The 20,932-nt window shown below is 44.4% G+C and carries 15 protein-coding genes; 5 read left to right on the top strand and 10 right to left on the bottom strand.

Annotation, left to right across the window (positions count from 1 at the left end):
* Positions 1 to 93 precede the first annotated feature (93 nt).
* From KAI37_RS05360 to KAI37_RS05340, 5 genes are all read right to left on the bottom strand, one after another.
* Positions 94 to 1,473 carry a glycoside hydrolase family 32 protein gene (locus tag KAI37_RS05360; RefSeq protein ID WP_071639812.1) on the bottom strand — a complete coding sequence of 460 codons (1,380 nt, stop codon included), beginning with the start codon at positions 1,471 to 1,473 and terminating at the stop codon, positions 94 to 96.
* Positions 1,466 to 3,721, bottom strand: a complete 2,256-nt coding sequence (gene bglX / locus KAI37_RS05355; protein WP_220030869.1) for a beta-glucosidase BglX — start codon at positions 3,719 to 3,721, stop codon at positions 1,466 to 1,468. Before bglX ends, KAI37_RS05360 begins: the two co-directional genes overlap by 8 nt.
* Positions 3,722 to 3,739: 18 nt before the next feature.
* Positions 3,740 to 5,146, bottom strand: coding sequence for a sucrose-specific PTS transporter subunit IIBC (locus KAI37_RS05350; RefSeq protein WP_220030868.1), 1,407 nt, complete (start codon positions 5,144 to 5,146; stop codon positions 3,740 to 3,742).
* Positions 5,147 to 5,415: 269 nt separating this feature from the next.
* Entirely contained in the window at positions 5,416 to 7,185 is a 1,770-nt protein-coding gene (locus KAI37_RS05345; RefSeq protein WP_220031441.1) for an acid phosphatase, read from the bottom strand.
* A 209-nt stretch (positions 7,186 to 7,394) separates the two neighbouring features.
* A complete protein-coding gene (locus tag KAI37_RS05340; protein ID WP_220030867.1) occupies positions 7,395 to 9,386 on the bottom strand; it encodes a stalk domain-containing protein in 1,992 nt (663 codons plus the stop codon).
* A gap of 355 nt (positions 9,387 to 9,741) precedes the next feature.
* On the opposite strand from KAI37_RS05340, the gene KAI37_RS05335 reads away from it, so the two are divergent.
* Entirely contained in the window at positions 9,742 to 11,010 is a 1,269-nt protein-coding gene (locus tag KAI37_RS05335; RefSeq protein ID WP_075153862.1) for an MFS transporter, read from the top strand.
* A 103-nt stretch (positions 11,011 to 11,113) separates the two neighbouring features.
* Here KAI37_RS05335 and KAI37_RS05330 read toward each other — a convergent pair whose 3' ends face one another.
* The gene (locus KAI37_RS05330; RefSeq protein ID WP_220030866.1) at positions 11,114 to 12,028 is read right to left on the bottom strand and encodes an EcsC family protein; all 915 of its coding nucleotides are present in this window, start codon (positions 12,026 to 12,028) and stop codon (positions 11,114 to 11,116) included.
* Positions 12,029 to 12,161: 133 nt separating this feature from the next.
* Here KAI37_RS05330 and KAI37_RS05325 point away from each other — a divergent pair, with 133 nt between their 5' ends.
* Positions 12,162 to 12,638 (top strand): GNAT family N-acetyltransferase, encoded by a 477-nt coding sequence (locus KAI37_RS05325; RefSeq protein ID WP_025720599.1) that lies wholly within the window; start codon positions 12,162 to 12,164, stop codon positions 12,636 to 12,638.
* 66 nt (positions 12,639 to 12,704) lie between these two features.
* On the opposite strand, the gene KAI37_RS05320 is transcribed toward KAI37_RS05325, so the two are convergent.
* Positions 12,705 to 13,130, bottom strand: coding sequence for an Lrp/AsnC family transcriptional regulator (locus tag KAI37_RS05320; RefSeq protein WP_071639805.1), 426 nt, complete (start codon positions 13,128 to 13,130; stop codon positions 12,705 to 12,707).
* A gap of 159 nt (positions 13,131 to 13,289) precedes the next feature.
* Between KAI37_RS05320 and KAI37_RS05315 the strand changes: the two genes are divergently transcribed.
* Positions 13,290 to 14,042, top strand: coding sequence for an MBL fold metallo-hydrolase (locus KAI37_RS05315; RefSeq protein WP_220030865.1), 753 nt, complete (start codon positions 13,290 to 13,292; stop codon positions 14,040 to 14,042).
* A gap of 119 nt (positions 14,043 to 14,161) precedes the next feature.
* On the opposite strand, the gene mmsB is transcribed toward KAI37_RS05315, so the two are convergent.
* The 3 genes from mmsB to chvE are packed head-to-tail and all read right to left on the bottom strand — an operon-like array spanning position 14,162 to position 17,977.
* Positions 14,162 to 15,325, bottom strand: a complete 1,164-nt coding sequence (gene mmsB, locus KAI37_RS05310) for a multiple monosaccharide ABC transporter permease (RefSeq protein ID WP_071639803.1) — start codon at positions 15,323 to 15,325, stop codon at positions 14,162 to 14,164.
* On the bottom strand, positions 15,309 to 16,859 hold the full coding sequence (gene mmsA / locus KAI37_RS05305) for a multiple monosaccharide ABC transporter ATP-binding protein (RefSeq protein ID WP_025722458.1): 1,551 nt from the start codon (positions 16,857 to 16,859) through the stop codon (positions 15,309 to 15,311). The genes mmsB and mmsA overlap by 17 nt, the downstream gene beginning before the upstream one ends.
* A gap of 32 nt (positions 16,860 to 16,891) precedes the next feature.
* Positions 16,892 to 17,977, bottom strand: a complete 1,086-nt coding sequence (gene chvE / locus KAI37_RS05300; RefSeq protein WP_220030864.1) for a multiple monosaccharide ABC transporter substrate-binding protein — start codon at positions 17,975 to 17,977, stop codon at positions 16,892 to 16,894.
* 365 nt (positions 17,978 to 18,342) lie between these two features.
* Between chvE and dndB the strand changes: the two genes are divergently transcribed.
* Together dndB and dndC are read left to right on the top strand one after the other, a co-directional pair.
* Positions 18,343 to 19,437, top strand: a complete 1,095-nt coding sequence (gene dndB, locus KAI37_RS05295; RefSeq protein WP_345945618.1) for a DNA sulfur modification protein DndB — start codon at positions 18,343 to 18,345, stop codon at positions 19,435 to 19,437.
* Positions 19,427 to 20,920 (top strand): DNA phosphorothioation system sulfurtransferase DndC, encoded by a 1,494-nt coding sequence (gene dndC / locus KAI37_RS05290; protein WP_220030862.1) that lies wholly within the window; start codon positions 19,427 to 19,429, stop codon positions 20,918 to 20,920. Before dndB ends, dndC begins: the two co-directional genes overlap by 11 nt.
* Positions 20,921 to 20,932: the final 12 nt, after the last annotated feature.

Here is a 20,932-nt window from a genome sequence, read left to right as displayed (position 1 = left end):
TAGACCAAAATAAAAAAAGAAGGCAGTTCTTCCCGCAAACGGGATAATGAACAGCCTTCCTTAGCCTGCTTGCAACTCGGCAAGCAAAACATGTTACCCTACACATTCCTGCAACTGATACATTCTAACTTCACCTACATTGTCTCCTGCCTCAAGCAATACATTGCGTTGGTCTGCATCTTCTATGAAATAACGCAGGGAAAACACTTCTTCGCCCTCGTTAACAAATAATTCCAAACTTGAGCTTTCAATGAATATTTGCATTTCTGCAAGCCTATTATTTAATGTTGCTTTTCTGTACTCCCTCTCGCCAGTCAACCAGTTTGTTCTCCAAACTGTCAGACTATTTTGTTCCCAATCATAGTCAATTTGTACAGCATCCCTAATGATCATTTTAAAGTTTTCTGTGAGTAAGGAAAAATGAACAATGAGCTCCGCTTGTGTAGAAGGCAGTAACCACTCACTGTTATTTTGAATTTCCCCTTTGTAATGCATGTCATCCAGTCTTAACAATTGTAATTCCGGCAATGGTTTCTGGTACAACACACCGTTCATCAATACCACTTCTCTAGGAAGTGTCAATGCATGAATCCAGCCCTCCTGAATGGTCGGAACAGCTCTCTCCGCTTCCTCATTCATGGCGCTCATCCAACCGAACATAATGGTTCTGTCATTAACCTTAAATGATTGTGGCGCGTAAAAATCAAATCCTCGATCAAGCTCTTTAAAATCGGAAAGGTTGCCGTTGAATTTGCCTGTATTCGATAATTTGCCAACAATATAACCAGATTGATTAGGATTTTTATAATATTCGCCTCTCTCCGGTAAACCCTGAGGAGAGAAAACAAAAACATCATTTTCGGCAAAATGAAGTACATCTGGACATTCCCACATATACCCAAATTGATGATCGTGATCAATAAATGATCCTTGGCATTCCCATTCAGACAAATTTTTAGATTTGTAGATAAGCGTATCTCCAGTCAAATCTTCTCTCTGAGCACCAACAATCAACCACCAGTTCCCGTGTTGGTCTCTCCATACTTTCGGATCTCGAACATGCCGGGTATAACCTTTGGGGTGCTCAAACAAGGGACCTATTTTTTGGAAGTACTCGCCATCCTCCGAAATCGCGGCGCATTGATAGCTTTCTTTTACTCCATCATCTCGGATTACATTTCCTGTATAAAACAGATACAGCTTTTCATTATGAACAATGCCTCCGCCCGAATAAATGCCATCTTTGTCATACCATTCTGAAGGCTCCAGCGCGACACTTTTCCTTTGCCAGTGCACCAGATCGCTGGAAACAACATGGCCCCAGCATTTATTTTTATGCTCAGTTCCTTTTGGATTCCACTGATAGAATACATGATATTGATGATTGAAATAGGCAAGTCCATTAGGGTCATTGAGCAAACCGTAAGGAGGAGTAATATGATATTTCAGGTTATATGCGTCGCTTTTATTCATGCTCATCCTCCGGTGAAAAAACAAAACTAAAACTCAGCAAAATTTCCTGCGAGCTTGACCCGATATAAATATCAAATTCGCCGGGTTCACTTTTGTATTGCATTTCACGATCATAAAATTTAAGCATCTCTTCATGAATTGAAAATTCGATATTTTGGGTCTCGCCACTTTGCAAAAAAACTTTTTTAAAGTCTTTTAATTCTTTCACAGGCCTTGCAACACTTGCAAATTTATCGCGAATGTATAATTGGATCGTTTCCTTTCCATCATAAATTCCAGTGTTGGTGACAGAAATACAGATATCAACTGACTCATTTTTTTTCATTTCTTTTTGGCTAATTGTTAATAGGCTGTATTCAAATGAGGTATAGGATTTACCATAGCCAAACGGATACAAGGGTTCATTCACTTCATCAATATATCGAGACGCAAACCGATAAGAACCATTTTCCTTTAAATTTGGTCTTCCTGTATTCAACTCATTGTAGGATATCGGAATTTGTCCAACGCTTCGTGGAAAGGTCATGGCTAATTTCCCCGATGGATTGACTTCCCCATACAGTATATTGGCCAGTGCTTCTCCGCCCATCGTTCCTGGATACCAGGCTTGAACAATAGCGTCAACTTTTCCGGCTACTTCGGTAAGAATCAAAGGTCTTCCGCTATAAACGATCAGAACCATCTTTTTGCCCAGTAAACTTAATTCATGGAGCAGTTTCATTTGCGGCTTAGGAAGCGTCGGGTTCGTTCGCGATCCCCCTTCTCCGCTCTGATAAATACTTTCTCCCAAGGCAAGGACAATGACATCCGCTTCGTTAGCATTCCGGATCGCTTCGCGCAGCAGAGCCTCCTCATCGACTGTTTCAGCAGTCAGCTTGTCCGCATATTTGCCAAGGGCTTCTCTTGCATTATCGGGGAGCATATGCGCCCCTTTGCAAACCGAGAGATTGTCGGGATCAACATGCTTTAATAATCCCATTTTCAAGTTGACGGTATCCGCCTCATCCCCCTTAATGGCCCACATACCCAGGGTAGAGTTTTCATCTGCGTAAGGACCGATTAAAGCCACTTTGGTATGTTTAAACAATGGCAGCAGTTCATCATCATTTTTCAGCAAGACTACGGATTCTTCAGCCAAGGACAGTGCAGCTTTTTTATGTTCATCTGACAGAATGCTGTTTCTCGACCGTTGAACGGTTTCCTGTAATCCGCGGAACGGGTCCTCAAAAAGCCCCAAATCATTTTTTAGCTTTAAAACACGGTATACAGCTTCATTCAAAAGCTCCAGCATATGCTCGTTATCCGATACTACTTTCTCCAATTGATTGGCATATATCGCTGTCTTCATATCCACATCAACACCAGCCAACAATGCCAGCCTTGCGGCGGAAACCTCATCTTCGGCATAACCGTGCATGATCAGTTCTTCTATAGCGGCGTAATCCGAGATCAACACACCATTAAAATTCATTTCTCGTCTTAGCACGTCGCGGTTAAGCCACTCGTTTCCTGTCGCAGGGACGCCGTTCAAGGTATTAAAGGCCGTCATAACAAGCTTTGCCCCAGCCTCGATTGCAGCTTGATACCCTGGCAAATAATATTCTCGCAGCGTATGCTCCGACATATCCACAGCGTTATACTCACGTCCAGCGACAGGTGCCCCATAAGCGGCAAAATGCTTGACGCAAGCGGCAATTTTATTGGCTGGTATGATCCCTTCCAAGTTTCTTCCCTGTATCCCCTGAACCATGCTTTCAGCGTATTTCTTCGCTAGCAAAGTATCCTCTCCAGGCGATTCCATCACCCGCCCCCAACGGGGATCTCTAACGATATCTACCATGGGGGAAAAGGTCACGTGAACGCCTTCGTCGTAACATTCCTGGGCAGCAATCGAACCCGCATGTTCTATACCCTCATAATTCCAACTACATGCTTGTGCCATCGGAATCGGGAAGATGGTTCGATACCCATAGATAATATCTGCCATGAACAGCAGCGGAATTTTATGAATCGATTTTTCCAAATAATCCGTTTGCAACTGGATAATTTTTTCCGGGTTAGTGATGTTCAATATCGATCCTGTGTTATATATATTGTAGCAGGCGTTTAACCCTAATTTTTTTAAAGGCCCCGTCACAACAGTGTCTATATCCCCTTCAAAAAAATCACCTGTCAGTTGGATGAGCTGGCCTATTTTCTCTTCTATTGAAAGGCTGTCCAATTTCTTAAGCAGTGTGTTGTTGTCCATGATTCTCCCCACATCATTTTATTTGTTATCTGTTTTTTCTTTAAACCCAAAGATCCACGTTAGCACAAATGCTACAGCAAAGCCGATCACACAAACTAAAATATAAAGAAATATCTGATTGTTCAGGTACAATAATATTCCAGGTAGGGCTGTAATCGACATACCCGTTGCTTGAATATTAAATATACGTGCGAAGAAACCACCAACCGCTCCTCCAATTAAGCCCATCATGAACGGTTTGCCATATCGAATGTTCACCCCAAAGATAGCGGGTTCTGTAATGCCCAACAACGCAGACAAGGTAGAAGGATAAGCAATGGATTTGGTTTTTACATTTTTGGATTTTAGACCAACAGCTAGCGCAGCACCCGCTTGTGCGCAAATCGACGCCGAACTGATTGGGTTTACCATATTCCAACCATTGCCCACTAACATCTGTATTTCAATCAGGTTTAAGGCATGGTGCAGTCCGGTAACTACAATAATCTGATTGATGCCACCGTAAATAAATCCGCCGATGCCATATGGTAATTTCAAAATGGCGGTAACAGCCATTAATATTAAAGTTTCCACCTCGTGAAAAATGGGACCAATTACGAACAATCCCAGTACCAGTGTTATTAATAATGTCAAAAACGGTGTTAGAATTAAGTCCAATGCATCGGGGACTGATTTTCTGATTTTCTTCTCCAGCATCGCCCCCACGACACCTATTATGAAAGCAGGCAGAACCGAGCCCTGATAGCCTGCAATTTTAATGAACCCGAAAAACACTAGTGGTTCCTGTACTTTTTGGGCGACATCCCAGGATGTAGGCAACGATGGACTCACTAACATTAATCCAATCAAAATCCCCAATAGTGGCGATCCACCAAACACCCGGAAGGCCGACCAACATACCAACACGGGTAAAAATGCAAAAGCAGTATCAGTCAATATTTGCGTAAACAATATGAAATTCGCAGAAATATGATCAGGTGTAAGTCCAAATAACTGGAGCAGTGCAGGCTGAGTTACTAAGCCTCTAACTCCCATGAATAATCCTGTAGCTACCAATGCGGGCATAATCGGAACAAATACATCCCCGAAAACTCGGATCATTCTTTTGAACCGATTATCATCTTGGGTGGAGGCCATTTCTTTCAAATCAGCTTTTGATGTAGCAGATATGCTTTGACCAACCATGGCATCGTATACTTTATTTACAGTACCGGTTCCAAAAATAATTTGATATTGCCCAGAGGTAAAGAAAACGCCTTTGGCCTTATCAATATTCTCAATAAATTCATCATCAATAATTTCTCTATCTTTTACAATCAGCCTCAGCCGTGTGGCACAATGTGCCATGGAAATAATATTGTCTTCTCCGCCAAGCCCTTTAATGACATCTTGGGCTATTTTAACGTATTCCTTTTCAAGACTCATCAGTCTCTTCCTTTCCTCTGTTCCTCTTAGTTAGTCTGAATCATTTGAAACTTTGATCAAATATGCTTCTTAAGAATATCATGACTGCGCTTTCAAACAGCGGGATTATTTTACTACATTAAGGTCAAATTTTGACCTTTTTATACTCTTGATTAATTATGATGAAACAATAAAGTGCACCCTAGAATACATACTGGAATAACCTTCTGGTTTATTCCCATGTATTTTAAAGGTGCACTTCAATTGTTATATAGAGAGTTAATTACGTTTTACTTAGTGACTTTCAACTGAGCACTGTCAGCTGTATAGATAACCTTCACTTTATAATTGCTTGGTAAACCTACTGTTTCAATCGAAGAAAATGCTCCATTCCGTTTACCATAAGTTAAGATCGTAGCACCATTAGCCGGTACATATTTGTTAGAAAAATTTAGACGTAATTTTCCGTTGAGTATGGCTGTTCCCTTCATTTTGAGCACATCATTTTTACTGCGCAGGTTAAGCTCAAGTGTTCCCTTGGAAGATTGTCTGTAATTTCCGCCAATAATCAGCTTTCCAGAAGCATTTTTAAGAAGAGTTCCCCCGTTATTCGTAATTCCACCACTTCCGAAAGCCGTTTCCGAATTTCCTTCCAGAGTACCTTGTTCGATCTGTGTACCGCCGGAATACGTATTGTTGCCCATTAGCTTCAACGTACCTGTTCCCTTTTTAGTCAGCTTTCCAACGCCGGAGATATTGTTGCGCCAGCGATCCAGTGCATTGAAACCGCCTTTGGAAGCGTCCATATTTACCGCAACATTATTGGTGAAAGCACCGTAGCCATCCGCGGCGGAAAACAGGTTTAATCGTCCCCATCCCTCAGCATCATCAAGTACAGGATAGCCGGAAGGAATCCCTGTAGTAGCCAAAACCCAACGACGTTGTGTGCTATCCAGGTAAGGCAAGCGTGTCTCCAACAGTACCTCAGCTCCCTTAGGCACTGTCATTGGCGTCGTAGTTGGATTAACCTGACTGAATCCGTATGTTAATCGTTGATTATAATTTTTTTTGTTTGTTGCATAATTGCTGAACCGATCTGGAGCTGTACCTTTTTGAGACAGCAGTTGTTTGCGAGCATCCTGATAAGCCGCTTTCTTCAAACTGCTATTGGCTGGATCAGACAGGATAGCAGCCGCCATCGCCGTTGCCATGACACGGCCTCCCATAACATCAAGCGGGGAGTGCATACCGGCAACAACACGGTTATTGCCCAGCTCCGAAGCTCGTGTCAGCAGTTCCTGATAACGCTCCGGCACGGCATAGGCCATAGCAATAGAACTGAGATACGCAGCATTGGTATGACCGCTAGGAAAGCCGCCATCGCTAGTAGCATCAGCTTTGAGAGCGGGAATAAGGCTCGGAACAACCACTGAGTTATCGCTCCAGCGAAACGGACGAGGATAGCTAAAATAAGACTTAGCCGGGTTCGTCGTTGAGTATTCCCCGCGCAAGGTATTTACCAGATTTACAATGTTGCCGAGATTGGAGCTTGTACTCCCTGCATTCGTTCCCTCATCTTCGTATTTCTTAGTCAGGGCATCTGCCGGAATGTCGTTGATCGTTGTCGTGGCACCTGCATTCTTTCGATATACATCAGTGAGCGAACCCAGACCGTCGATCACACTGTAGCTCTGGTTTCTACGATCATCCAAATAAGCCGCATCGGCCTCACTGGAAGTGCGACGGGCAGCCATATCAATCACTTTTTGAATATTGGCATCCAGCACGCTGTTGTTTAGCTTGGTACCTGTATCCCAAGTAGCGCCGGGAGTCCAAAGCTTATTAAATCCGGAGAGCAACCCGAGGGTCGGATTAGAGCTTTCCGTCTTATTTGCAGAACTATTATTTTTATAATGATCTACGAAATATCCCCACGATGGTTCTGTTGGAGTTACCGTTGTTGGTAGGGTTGCCGCACTCGCATAACTTCCACCCAGGGAACCTAGAAGTAATGGTAAAGATAGTAATGCAACTGATAATGGTTTCCTTAGCGATTTCATTCTCAAATCAGATCCTCTCTTCTCTTGTGCTCTTCATACTTTCTCTACGAAGCTATTATCTATACAACAAGATGTATGACATAAAGAATCATATCTTACGTTTGTTAAATCAAAAGCTTAGTTTTGTTAAATGAAAAAAAGGCATCCCTAGAGCCGTATATACGACTCTGGAGACACCTTGTTCAAACCGTTATAGAAAACCAGCTACCCTACAGCCATACTTCTATAACTTTGCCATTCACGAAAGCTACCGCCTTGAAATAAAGACTACGGTTGCCGTACACCCAGGCTTCGACTTGAGTTCCGTTTGAAGCAGCCCCCTTTTCTCTGACTGTTGGATTTCCCCATGCGAACTGCACCTGCGTCGTATTCATGCCCAAGCTTACCTCATTATTTTTAATCTTGTTCCAGATAGCTTGCGACCATTGGTATTTCTTGTACGGATCGTAAGTCAGAAATTGATCGGAATCAGACAGCATTTGTGGAATGCGTGAAGCTCCGATGATGGAATACGTGTCATAAGTTTCGCCATTGGCCCCCTGGAAAATAACTTCGTAAGATTTAACACCGTTCGGGTCCGTGCTGACTTCGATATCTTTAACTGTTACCTTGCCAAATCGCTCTCCAGCGCTATAGAAGTTATTGACCCAATAGGTTTTGCCAATTAATTTGGACAGACTGCCCAGATCAATGGCTCTGATAATTTTTGCCGTTTCTGGCGTCTCAATGACCAGCTTGGTAGCGCCTACAGATAATTCTCCTTGCTGGCGGTCACGATTCCATTTGAATCCGCCCAACTTCAGATCGGTCAGTAATGTTCCCGGGAATACAACCTGTCCGTTAACCGTTTGAACCTTGCCCTTCAGTGCAACAGGTTTACCATTCACCATCGCGGTGGAACTCCCTTTTTGGAGTACGATATTGTTTTTACCCAGCTTGATCGTTAAGGTCTGGTTCGCCACGGTAACAGATCCACCCAGCGTCTTGAACACAGACTGCACAGGTAAATATACATTGCCGTTCAGTATAGCTGCCCCGGTCAAAGTTTGATCGGACGATACCTTTAGTGTAAAAGAAGAGGGTATTCCTTCGGTCCGCAGAGCTACGGATGTGCTTCCAATGCCCCTTACTTTGAGTGTACCCGAACCATTCTGCTGTAGCTCGGCAACCTGCGGTTTCTCTACTTCAATCTCACTAGCTTCGGGATGACGTGTTAGTCGATAACCGTTCGAATATGTCTCTTGTACATTTAATTGAATAGTGTCGCCGATGGCAGCCTCTTTGGAGGTCGTCAACAAGGACATACCCGTTAATGTAGGCAAGCTCAGCGCAGTCGTGATCCCATCCTTATAGCCGACCCAAGAGCCATCCTTTAATTGTGCAAAAAGCTCGTCAGGCGAATCAACCAACCGTGCAACATTAGATAACCCGCTTAGCTGCACAGCTGGATATTTCTTCATTCGGTCATAGCTCCATACAGTCCCATCATGATGTACAGTAATCAAGACATGTGTACCTTTTTTCCATAAAATCGAAGAAATATCACTTCCCACTTCGCGTGGGGGTTCATTGGTCAGCATATCCAGCATCGTGACATGACCATCTTCCTTAAGCACTGCAGCGTACGCCGTACTCATCTTGATATCAAGCGCACCATCTACATGACCTATTTTGCGGGGCTTAGATTCTGCGTACCCTGTGGAATACCATACATCCCCGGATCGAGTAAGAACCGTAAAATAGGTACTTACCTTATCACCGTCTATAGCATCCGATATTCCCTCAACCTGTTCTCTTCCCCAGGAGATCGTCCCATCGGTTTTAATAGCCAGACCCTCTCCGGTAATCTCTTTTACTCCTGAGGATTGAGCCGTCACTTTTGGGTCGGAGTTATCATCCCAGATGGCTACCTTCCCGTCCTCAGTCCAGCCATAATAACCTTGGCTCTCGTTTTTGCTGCCTGTAATGCCTTTCAAATTCAATTTCTCAATAACCGGGCCATCTATACTCTTTCTCCATAAAGAACCGTCATCCAGTATGTAGTTATTCCGGTCGATCACGTCTATAATTTTAGCGTTTTTCCAAGTGTTGTTCGTCGTTACATTTGCCGCTACTGCTGTTTCTCCATTGTTTAACGCAGTTCCCACCACCGCTCCACATACCATGGATACTGCCAGCAAAATCTTCGCTGCTTTTCTCATCGTAGTTCCCCTTTTCTATCTATATTTCCATATCAGTATTTTGCATAATTCCACTCCCAACGCTCAAAAATATAATATATACACGAGCTGGAGCACTTCAATCTCTATATTGCTGATTTGAAAAGCGCTCTTGGGACTTATGCAAAATACTCACATATATATCGGTTTTGAGGGTGATAAACGTTTGAATTTCGATGTGCCATTTTAGAAACCAACTAAATCGAGCAATAAAGAGTATCCAGCAGAATGGGCAAGCAGCAATGAGTAAAATGGGGCTTTATCCCACTTTCAGCCATTTGCTGCAAACGGATCGCTTCCTATATCTTAAAATATACATACATATTCGGAGGTTGCCATGACTAGTAAATCTGCTACAAAAAATGAAACGGGCCAATCGCTTCCCCTCCCGGGGCCGCAAGCGAAAAGCACCGTTTTTGCGATTCTGATTGCGATCAGTTTCGTCCATCTGTTCAATGACTCGATTCAATCGGTCATTCCAGCGATCTTTCCAATCTTAAAGGAATCTATGAGCCTGAGCTATACGCAGATCGGCTGGATTTCATTCGCGATCAATTTTACAGCTTCAATCATGCAGCCTGTGATTGGCTTGTTTTCGGACAAACGACCTACGCCAGCTATCCTTCCCATCGGTATGGGCTTTACGCTGACTGGTATGCTGTTGCTCGCCTATGCTGCCGATTATAAAGCGGTACTGATCGCAGTCATCTTTGTAGGTCTAGGCTCGGCTGCCTTTCACCCTGAAGGCTCGCGCGTATCCCATATGGCGGCAGGATCACGCCGGGGCTTAGCACAATCCATTTTTCAAGTTGGCGGCAATGCGGGCCAATCGCTGGCACCGATGCTCACGAGCTGGATTTTTATCCCGTTGGGACAATTCGGTGCGATCTGGTTCACAGGTATTGCAGCAGCGGGAATTGTGGTGCAATCGTTCATCGCCCGCTGGTACGGTAACGTCCTGCGTACAGAAGGCATTGCACGCAAAAAAGCGGTGGCACGCCGCATGAAGCCCGAAGTGCGTAACCGTGTTATGTTTGCCATGATTGTCCTCATTCTATTGGTATTCGTCCGTTCGTGGTACTCAACCTCGGTCGGAAGCTACTATTCGTTTTACCTGATGGAAGTATTCAAAATGCCATTGGCTGATGCACAGCTTTACATTTTCCTGTTTCTAGGGGCTGGAGCGCTGGGCACCTTCTTTGGCGGTCCGCTGGCGGACCGTTTTGGTAAACGCAATATGATTTTTCTGTCCATGGTATTAGCTGCACCGCTGGCGCTGTTGCTGCCTTATGCCAACCAATTCTGGACGGCAATCCTGCTGGCGATTATCGGATTTATTATGCTGTCTAGCTTTTCGGTCACAGTCGTATATGCACAGATGCTCGTGCCTGGTAAAATCGGGACCGTGTCTGGTCTCATTACGGGCCTCGCTTTTGGCCTTGGCGGTGTGGGCGCACTCGTGCTCGGCAACTGGATCGACAAGGTAGGCATCACCCACATCATGTTCCTGTGTGGCTTTTTGCCACTACTCGGCATCTTAACCTTCCTGCTTCCTACAGATAAAACCCTGAACCGCTGGGCGGAAGAAAATGGAGCCGAAGTGTAACAGGCAAACGTGCAGCGGCCATCTTGGCCGCTGCACACCTTTATAGCCAACTAACGTGTTTCCTCACGAAAAAAATATCCCCTTTTACGCCTAAGTGTTGCAATCAGTTCTCTACTTCTGCCAAACGCATCAAAATACGACGCTTCCGATACAACATTTTCCCTGCTTCAGCTACGTCACTAATAGCGCTTCGATTCGCGATGGAGCCGAACAAAATGCCTGCAATCGGAACCATTTGAAGCAGCTTTTTCCATCCAAACTGATCACGATAGGTGTTAATGACCTCTTTCCATCCCTGCATCTGGGAAAAAATCTGTGCCTGACGTGAAGGATCATCGAACAAAGCCAACTCCTCTAATACAGCCTTTTTACCCACAATATCGGATGAAGCGAATTGCATACACTTAATAATAAAAATACGTTCCTGCTTATCATGGGGATTAAAGCCATAGCATAAGGCTATTTCCTGAAGCACTTTGAGCGACAAGCCGAGCAAAAGAGGAATATCCGCCGCAATCGTAAACACACCGCCAATCCCCGTTGTTGCTCCCTGAGCAGTGGCAAAGGTAATGCGACCCGACGTCATATCGTCAGCAGTCCGATCCATGATTGTTAGCGGGAGATCAGCCGCCTGTTTCAACTCCCACCTAGGTTCGGCACTATGTTCCGAATCAGCGTTTTCCCCAGCACGAGGCAGGTCCTGCGTATCCGAAGCGGAATCTGCACCAGTTTGCTGAATTACATGTTCATGGGCCGTCTTTTTCAGCCTGTTCAGAACCGTTTCTTCTTTCACCAAATATTTGCCGCCGTTCTGAATGAAGCTGCCCAGCTCGTTAAGCAGTTGCTCCAGTTTGTCTTTAATGATTTTGGGCGTCAGCCGATCCAGCAGCATAAAAGGCCATCTGCCGATTTTTTCCCAGAAAAAGATGTCCTTCTGCTCCTTCTCCCATTTTTCAATATTCTTCAACTCATGACGCAATACGTCCTGGCTTTCCCGATATTCTGTAAGCTGCTTCATAACCGTAGACGTCTCCTTTTGACTATGCTAGTTTATGTATGGGTAATACGTAAGCAAGGCGAATTCAGGTTTCTTTTTTTAGCAAACTAGATGATATAGTAAGTTGAAAATCCGTACAGATCGGAGTGTAATGATGAATAATGTAGAGCTTGTCCCTTACCATTGTGGGCATGATGCCATTTTACATACCTTCTACTTACCTGAGGAGCAGAAGCAGTTTACTGGAATGCCGGATGAAATGCTGACACTGGCCAAGGAAGACCCCCACCGCCATCCTGTCGTGATTACGGCTACTAGAAGACCCGTTGGATTTTTCATTTTATACGATGGGGATGAATTAGCGGACTATACGAATACTGCTGAGGCACTGCTGCTGCGCGCGTTCTCTATTCATTACGCAGATCAGGGACAAGGATTCGCTAAAAAAGGGCTGCTTCTACTACCACAGTTCATCGCCAGACACTTCCCACATATTCGAGAGATTGTGCTGGGCGTCAATGCCCGCAATCTGTCTGCCCAAAGTCTGTATCGCAAATGCGGCTTTATCGATGAAGGCAACACTAAAATGGGACAACACGGCTTGCAGCATATATTTAAAATGAGCCTATAACGTTGACCTCGATAGCCCCCGCCCACATAAAAAAGCTTTCGGCACAAACGCCGAAAGCTTTTATCGTTAAATCTCACCAATGGAAAAACTCAATTTGTAATTACCAAACTTCGTAAGCTCATCCAGCATGGTATTTAACTCTGCCTGTGATGACATGCGCAAGCGCATCCAATAACAGCCTTCCCCACTCACCCGATGGATTTCGACAATATAGGGATGCTCCCGGGCAAAAGCCTGGAAAGCACTGTGAGTCGTTCCTGAATTCAAAAAAACCGTAATAAAGGCATGAATCGTCTGTCCAATTTTTTCAGGGTTCCAGCGCAGCGTATAGCCCTCGATAATGCCCGCATCCTGCATTTTTCGAACACGAGCCCCTACGGCTTGGCCTGTCAAATGAACAAGCTGGCCGATCTCCTTGTTCGATAAAGAGCTGTCTTCAATTAAATGATGAAGAATGCGTAGATCGGTGTTATCAGGTACGAATAGTTCCATAGTTATTTTTCCTTTCATGATGAAACGAGAATGCTGGTTTTCCTTTCAACAGGCCGTAGCCTGTAGCTCCTTGCGTCAGATATGATTGTAACAGAAACAAAGAACTACAGAAAATACACTCGGTCAAAAATAACATCCATTACAAAGGAGCTTCCATATATGAAAATCACACTAATCCGCAACGCAACCTTATGGCTGGAATACGCTGGAGTAAAATTTCTGATTGATCCAATGTTAAGCGATGCTGGCGCAAATCCGCCGATTCCCAATACGGAAAATGCCCGCCGTAATCCGCTGGTTCCCTTGCCACCGCAATGGCAGGCGCTCGGACAGCCTGACGTTGTTATCGTCACACATTTACATCTGGATCATTGGGACCCGGCAGCCGTACGCTGGTTGGACAAACAAATTCCCGTCTTCTGTCAGCCCGGAAATGAAGAACAAATCACTGCTGATGGTTTTACACGGGTTAATCCGATTTGGGTGGCTGGTTCTGTGGGAGAAATTGAGATTATCCGTACAGCCGGGCATCACGGAACCGGAGAAATCGGGGAACAGATGGGGTCCGTGTCCGGCTTTGTGTTTCAGGCTCCAGGTGAACCTGTCGTCTATTTGGCTGGGGATACGATCTGGTGCAGTGAAGTCGCGGAAGCACTAGATAAATACCGTCCTGAGTGGACAATTGTGAACGCTGGAGGAGCACGGTTTACGGTAGGTGATCCTATAATTATGACTGCCCAAGATGTAACAGCTGTTGCGCAGCATGCCTCTTATACACAAATCGTGGCTGTCCACATGGAGGCAATCAACCATTGTCTACTAACTCGCTCTGAGCTTACAGAACACATCAACCGTGAAGGTTTGAAGGAACGCGTCCATATTCCGGCAGATGGAGCGACGGTTTCGGGATAATATGTGTGCTGGCATCGGATGATGGTTCCTACATTCCAGACCTAATAAACAAGACACCTCCAGCATCCACATTTTAAATGGGACTGGAGGTGTCTTGTTTTACGATATCGAATTTGAGCTTAAGCAGATCTTTTGTTTTTGTTGTAAATATCGAAGGCAACCGCCAGCAGAAGTACCAAGCCCTTGATGCCTTGCTGCCAGTCAATACCCAGACCGATCAGAGACATGCCGTTATTCAGTACGCCCATGACCAAACCACCGATAATGGCTCCAAAAACGGTTCCGATCCCCCCGGATGCCGAAGCACCGCCGATAAAGCAAGCCGCGATGGCATCCAGCTCAAAGTTCGTACCTGCTCTCGGCGTAGCCGCGTTCAGACGTGCAGCAAAGATCAGACCGGAAATGGCAGCCAGCACGCCCATGTTGACAAATACCCAGAACGTTACTTTTTTCGTTTTGACACCGGACAGACCCGCTGCCTTTTCATTTCCACCCAACGCATACACATGACGGCCCATAATCGTGCGGTTCATGACGAAGGAGTATACAACGATCAGTATGAACAGCAGCACGAGAATGTTAGGTATCCCCGCGTAGCTCGCGAGCATGAAGGTGAACAGATTGATAACCGCAGCCACCACAATCAACTTGAGTACAAATAATGTCTGTGACGGAACCTCGAATCCATATTTAAGCTGAGAACGGCGTTCGCGAATTTCGTTCACGATAAACCATACCGTGAGTGCAATACCGATAATGATGGATACCAGGTTATAACCGGTAGATGAAAAATCCGGCAGGAAGCCTGAACTGATTTTTTGGAAGCCCCCCGGAAATGGAGAGATAGATTGGCCTTCCAGCACGATCATTGTCAATCCGCGAAAGAGCAGCATTCCCGCCAATGTAACGATAAATGCCGGAATCCGTACATAAGCGACCCAGAACCCTTGCCATGCGCCGATTAACGCCCCGACCAGCAAAGATGCAATCACAGCAATCCATGCTGGAAGCTGCCAATCGACCATCATTATGGCGGCAACCGCACCGACAAAAGCGGCTATGGAGCCGACAGACAAATCAATATGTCCAGTGATGATGACCAGCACCATCCCGATAGCCAGCACGAGAATATAGCTGTTTTGCAGAATCAGATTGGTAATATTAATCGGCTTCAACAGCAGGCCGCCCGTCAGCACCTCGAACAAAATCATAATGACGACCAGTGCAATCATCATGCCATATTGGCGGATATTATTTTTAAATAGTTTAGTTATGGTTTCCATGCTTCACGCCTCCTGACTTGGTCATATATCTCATCAACGTTTCCTGCGACGCGTCCTCACGGCTAACCTCTCCAGTGATCCGCCCAGCATTCATGACATAAATCCGGTCACACAAGCCTAGTACCTCTGGCAGCTCGGACGAAATGACCAGCACTCCCTTGCCTTCAGCGGCAAGTCGATGAATAATCGTATAAATTTCATATTTGGCGCCCACATCAATGCCGCGTGTCGGCTCATCCAGAATCAGAATATCCGGCCCGGCGAAAATCCATTTGCTCAGCACCACCTTCTGCTGATTGCCGCCACTCAGATTACCCGTTTTCTGTAAAATGCTCGGCGCTTTGATGTTCATGCTTTTTTTCATTTCCTCTGCAACGACGACTTCCTCCTGCTCATTGACGACAGCGCCCTTCGTCAGCTTGTTCAGGCCAGTCAGCGAAATATTACGCTTGATATCATCCATCAGAATGAGGCCATACTCCTTGCGATCCTCTGTCACATAGGCAAAGCCGTTGTTGATCGCGTCTGTAACCGTGTTGTTCTGGATCGGCTTGCCGTCTTTAATCAGCTGACCGGAAATGTTGCGTCCGTACGACTTGCCAAAAATACTCATCGCCAGCTCGGTCCGTCCCGCCCCCATCAGCCCGGCAATACCGACAATTTCACCACGCCGGATGTTCAAATTCACCTGATCCAGCACCTTGCGGTCTGCATGATGCTCGTGATACACCGTCCAATCCTTCACTTCCAACACGACTTTGCCAATCTCGGCATGGCGCTCTGGATAACGGCTGGTCAGATCACGTCCAACCATCCCGCTAATGATCCGATCCTCCGTAACCTCATCCTTTTTCATATCCAGTGTCTCAATCGTCTTTCCGTCCCGCAAAATCGTGATCGAATCTGATACCTTCGCGACCTCATTCAGCTTGTGGGAGATGAGAATGCAGGAAATGCCCTGTTTTTTAAATTCCAGCATCAAATTAAGCAGATTTTCACTATCATCCTCATTCAACGCCGCTGTCGGTTCATCGAGAATAAGCAGCTTCACCTTTTTTGATAGCGCTTTCGCAATTTCAACTAGTTGTTGCTTCCCGACCCCGATGTTCGTAACTAATGTATTGGGATTTTCACTCAAACCGACCTTGGACAGTAGCTCGCGTGTCCCTACAAAAGTCTCTTTCCAATCAATCACGCCGCCACTGGCGCGTTCGTTGCCCAGATAAATATTTTCCGCAATCGAGAGATACGGGATTAGCGCCAGCTCCTGATGGATAATGACAATGCCCAATTCCTCGCTCTGCTTGATATCCTTGAACTCACATGTTTTGCCCTGGAAAACAATATCCCCTTCATAGGTTCCATGCGGATATACACCGCTCAGTACCTTCATCAGCGTCGATTTGCCTGCACCGTTCTCACCGCACAGGGAATGAATTTCGCCTTCCTTGACCTTGAGATTTACATTTTCCAATGCCTTCACGCCGGGAAAGGTTTTGGTAATTCCCTTCATTTCCAAAATGATTCCAGTCATGGGATACGCTCCTTTCGGTTGGATTCTTACTCTTATTTCAGTCCAATTTGCTCTTTGGTGTAGTAGTGACTGCCGATAATATCCTTTTCCACATTCGTCCGATCCACCGAGATCGGATCAAGCAAGTAAGCAGGAATAACCTTTTTACCGTTGTTATACGATTTGGCATCATTCACTTCCGCTTGCTTACCCTGTAAAATACTGTTGGCCATCACGACCGTTTGCTCCGCCAGCTTGCGGGTATCCTTAAATATAGTTTGCGTCTGCTCCCCGGCCACAATCGACTTGATCGAAGCCAGCTCCGCATCCTGCCCTGTAATGATCGGCAGCGGCTTGTTCGCTGATCCATATCCGACCCCTTTCAGGGATGAAATGATACCGATGCTAATGCCATCATACGGGGATAGTACCGCGTCCAGATTAGCCCCCGAATAGTACGCACTCAGCAGGTTATCCATTCTCGACTGGGCCAAAGCTCCGTCCCACCGCAGTGTAGCGATCTGCGCCATCGTCATCTGCTTGCTGCGCACGACCAGTTTGCCGGAATCCACGTACGGTTTAAGTACAGACATCGCACCATTAAAGAAGAAATAAGCGTTATTGTCATCCGGTGAACCACCGAACAGCTCGATATTGAAAGGGCCTTTGCCTTCCTTGAGTCCCAGCTTTTTCTCAATATATGCCGCCTGTAGCACGCCCACCTTAAAGTTATCGAAGGTCGCATAATACGTCAGATACGGTGTGTTACGAATCAGACGGTCGTAAGAAATGACCTGAATGCCTCGGTCGTGTGCCTTCTGAATCACATCCGTCAGCGTGTTTCCGTCGACCGAAGCGATCACCATAACATTGACGCCCTTGGTGATCATATTTTCGATTTGAGAGATTTGGTTTTCCACCACGTCCTCGGCGTACTGTAAATCCGTTTTATAGCCTTGCTCTTGAAACAACCGGACCATATTTTCTCCGTCTCCTACCCAACGCTCGGACGATTTGGTCGGCATGGAAATGCCTACGTAGCCTTTTTCCTTGCTGCCCGTTCCACTCTCCGCCAAATTACAGGCCGAAAGCATCAGGGCCAAAACCAGAAGCCATACGACAACAGCTCCTTTTTTCATATGAAGTTCCCCTTTCCTCATGTGATGCGGGTCAATTTGAAGGTAAGTGCTGATTAGAGTTGAAATTAGATAGCGCTTACATAAGTGAGGCAACGAGTACCTCTCCTTTTTTTATGTGCAAACACATGGTATCATTCCAGGCCGGGAAAGGTCTTTGCAGGTTTTGAACTTTTTTTATAAAATTTTAACCTTTGTGTGGGGGGAGGGGTTTGCTTTTATAATTCTCTATCATATTATCTAGCCAAATGGGGCTCTATCATAAAAACACAAAATTCTTAACCAGAAGATATTGAACATTCGTTCGCATTAAAGTAAAATTATATTCACATCGTTAAAAATTACGTACGTAACCAAGGAGAATGCTAATGAACTTTAGTTATAGTTTCCCTGCCCTTAGAGGTTTTCAAGCTGGGAGAGAATTTTACACGGTAATGTGTCCTTTACGATTAATCCCTAAGATTTTTTTATTTGATGAGGAAGAAATCCCAGCCGAGCATCGCGCTCAACGCCTTATGAATAAATCTAGGATTCCAGATATAACTAATTATATTCTTGAGAACCCTACAGACTACATATTCTCTTCCTTAACTGCCTCCGTTGATGGCGAGATGATTTTCCAGGAAAGTTCCAAAGAACTTAAAGATATAGGATATCTTACTATTTCGCTCGATTCTAAGTTCTTAATTAATGACGGACAACATCGACGGGCAGCAATTGAGGATGCGTTAAAAATCGCTCCTGAGCTGGGTGATGAAACAATTTCCGTCGTTTTCTTCCAGGATCTAGGACTTATTCGCTCTCAGCAAATGTTTTCGGATTTAAATCGACATGCAGTTAACACAACTTCTTCCATCGGAATTTTATATGATCACCGCGATCAGCTATCAATTATTACTAAAAGTCTGATTGCTGATATCCCTTTACTTGAACGTTATACTGACCGTGAAAGAGTATCTTTATCTAAAAATTCGCCTAAATTATTCGCCTTAAATCATATCTTTAATACAAACTGCCGTCTCTTAGGTAAAGGTAAGGGTCAGATGATCTCAGAACAAGAAAAAGAATTTGTGAATCATTTCTGGCTCCTTCTCTGTGAGTCTATTACAGAATGGGAAGATGTATTAAATAAGAAGACAACCCCCAGAGATCTGAGGGCAACCTCAGTTATTGCTCACGGTGTTTTCTTAGAAGCAGTGGGTATTGTCGGACATTATCTTTACTTCCATCATTCAGATGAATGGCAAGGATTTATTAAAAAGCTTAAACATGTTGACTGGAATCGTGACAATAAAAAAGATTGGCTAGGTCGCGCTTATGGACAAACCGGACGCATCAACAAAACAAATGAAACCATTCAACTGACTGCAAATCTTATTAAATTGAAGATTGGACTCCCATTAACAGAACAAGAACAAAGAATTGAAAATAAAATAAAGGAGGTTCCCCCTCTTGGAACTTAATATATTCAATACAGGAAGTAAATTTATAGAAGCTAAGGAACTGGTTAAAGAAGTTTATTTAGCTGACGAACGGCCTTGGGTAGTTGGGTTTAGTGGAGGTAAAGATTCTACTGCTGTTGTACAGCTAGTATTTCAAGCATTGAGTGAGCTTGATTCTTCCTCTTTGAGTAAAAAAGTGTACGTAATCTCTTCAGACACCCAAGTGGAAACCCCACTTATAATCAATAAAATTACTAGAACGTTAGGACGAATTCAAAGCAGAGCTTTGGAATTAGGATTGCCTATTGAAACCCAAAAGGTTCGTCCTAAAGTAGAACAAACTTTCTGGGCCTCTATTATTGGAAAAGGATATCCAACTCCGCGCCAAAAGTTTAGATGGTGTACAGACCGTCTAAAGATTGATCCAGCAAATCGGTTTATTATAGATAAAGTAGATCAATTTGGTGAAGTCATCATGCTTCTCGGTGTAAGGGATTCTGAAAGTTCGACTCGCGCAGCTGTTATGCAATCACATACTATTGAAGGTAAGAAATTAATGCGACATTCTACTTTACGGAATGCTTTTGTATTTGCTCCGATCCGTGCGTTCAATCTCGATGATGTATGGGAATTTTTGTTGCAGTATGAGTCACCTTGGGGAGACGATAATAATGAGTTGCTTCAATTGTATCAAGATTCGAGCAGTGAATGTCCTCTTGTAGTAGATAAAGAAGTTAAAGAAAGTGCTGGTTCTTGCGGGAATAGCCGATTTGGCTGCTGGACTTGCACTGTTGTTAATGAAGATAAGGCTTTAAGTGGATTTATTAATAGTGGCGTCGATTGGCTTCGTCCACTTTACGAATTCAGAAACTTTTTGGTAGAAATTAGAGAAGATCGTACACAAAGACAAAAACATCGGATGAATGGTGAAGTATACTTAACTTCAAATTTAGACGGAATTTCTGATATTGAAAGTCACCCTAAGATCTATAAATCTGAAATAAAACAATATATTGAAAATAACAATATTAATTTAGCTACAGTTGAAGATCTCGATGTTATTGTAATAGATGATGATGGAAGCAACAAACGATTTGGTGTTGGCCCCTTCACTCTTAACGCTCGAGAGGAAATCTTAAGAAGGCTGCTTCGCACACAGAAGGCCGTACGTAAGCTTCATGACCCCAATATTGAGCTAATCACTATTGAAGAGCTTAAAGCTATTCGTAAGTATTGGCATGATGACTTACAATGGGAAGATCGATTACCTCAAATAGTAAAAGATGAAACTGGTGAAGATTTTGATTGGCAACATGATGACCGCCCAGTTTTCAAGGAAGACCAGTTGACTGACCTTGAGACATTATGCCAAGAAGAAGGAGTTAACCTCAGCCTGCTCAAGCAATTAATCTCTGTTGAAAAAGATTATTCAGGCGTTAAAGTAAGAAGAGGTCTATTTCAATCATTCGATAAAACCCTTAAACAGGATTTCTTACATCTATAGAAGGTGGATAAT

The organism is Paenibacillus sp. S25 (genome assembly GCF_019454085.1).
In the GTDB taxonomy this organism is placed as follows: domain Bacteria; phylum Bacillota; class Bacilli; order Paenibacillales; family Paenibacillaceae; genus Paenibacillus; species Paenibacillus polymyxa_B.
The sequence above is the reverse complement of the archived record's forward strand: the minus strand, read 5'-3'. Positions and strand labels throughout refer to the sequence as shown.

Excerpts from the sequence above, each read along its gene's own strand:
- KAI37_RS05360 (WP_071639812.1), bottom strand. The coding sequence starts at position 1,473 with ATGAATAAAAGCGACGCATATAACCTGAAATATCATATTACTCCTCCT.
- bglX (WP_220030869.1), bottom strand. The coding sequence starts at position 3,721 with ATGGACAACAACACACTGCTTAAGAAATTGGACAGCCTTTCAATAGAA.
- KAI37_RS05350 (WP_220030868.1), bottom strand. The coding sequence starts at position 5,146 with ATGAGTCTTGAAAAGGAATACGTTAAAATAGCCCAAGATGTCATTAAA.
- KAI37_RS05345 (WP_220031441.1), bottom strand. The coding sequence starts at position 7,185 with ATGAAATCGCTAAGGAAACCATTATCAGTTGCATTACTATCTTTACCA.
- KAI37_RS05340 (WP_220030867.1), bottom strand. The coding sequence starts at position 9,386 with ATGAGAAAAGCAGCGAAGATTTTGCTGGCAGTATCCATGGTATGTGGA.
- KAI37_RS05335 (WP_075153862.1), top strand. The coding sequence starts at position 9,742 with ATGACTAGTAAATCTGCTACAAAAAATGAAACGGGCCAATCGCTTCCC.
- KAI37_RS05330 (WP_220030866.1), bottom strand. The coding sequence starts at position 12,028 with ATGAAGCAGCTTACAGAATATCGGGAAAGCCAGGACGTATTGCGTCAT.
- KAI37_RS05325 (WP_025720599.1), top strand. The coding sequence starts at position 12,162 with ATGAATAATGTAGAGCTTGTCCCTTACCATTGTGGGCATGATGCCATT.
- KAI37_RS05320 (WP_071639805.1), bottom strand. The coding sequence starts at position 13,130 with ATGGAACTATTCGTACCTGATAACACCGATCTACGCATTCTTCATCAT.
- KAI37_RS05315 (WP_220030865.1), top strand. The coding sequence starts at position 13,290 with ATGAAAATCACACTAATCCGCAACGCAACCTTATGGCTGGAATACGCT.
- mmsB (WP_071639803.1), bottom strand. The coding sequence starts at position 15,325 with ATGGAAACCATAACTAAACTATTTAAAAATAATATCCGCCAATATGGC.
- mmsA (WP_025722458.1), bottom strand. The coding sequence starts at position 16,859 with ATGACTGGAATCATTTTGGAAATGAAGGGAATTACCAAAACCTTTCCC.
- chvE (WP_220030864.1), bottom strand. The coding sequence starts at position 17,977 with ATGAAAAAAGGAGCTGTTGTCGTATGGCTTCTGGTTTTGGCCCTGATG.
- dndB (WP_345945618.1), top strand. The coding sequence starts at position 18,343 with ATGAACTTTAGTTATAGTTTCCCTGCCCTTAGAGGTTTTCAAGCTGGG.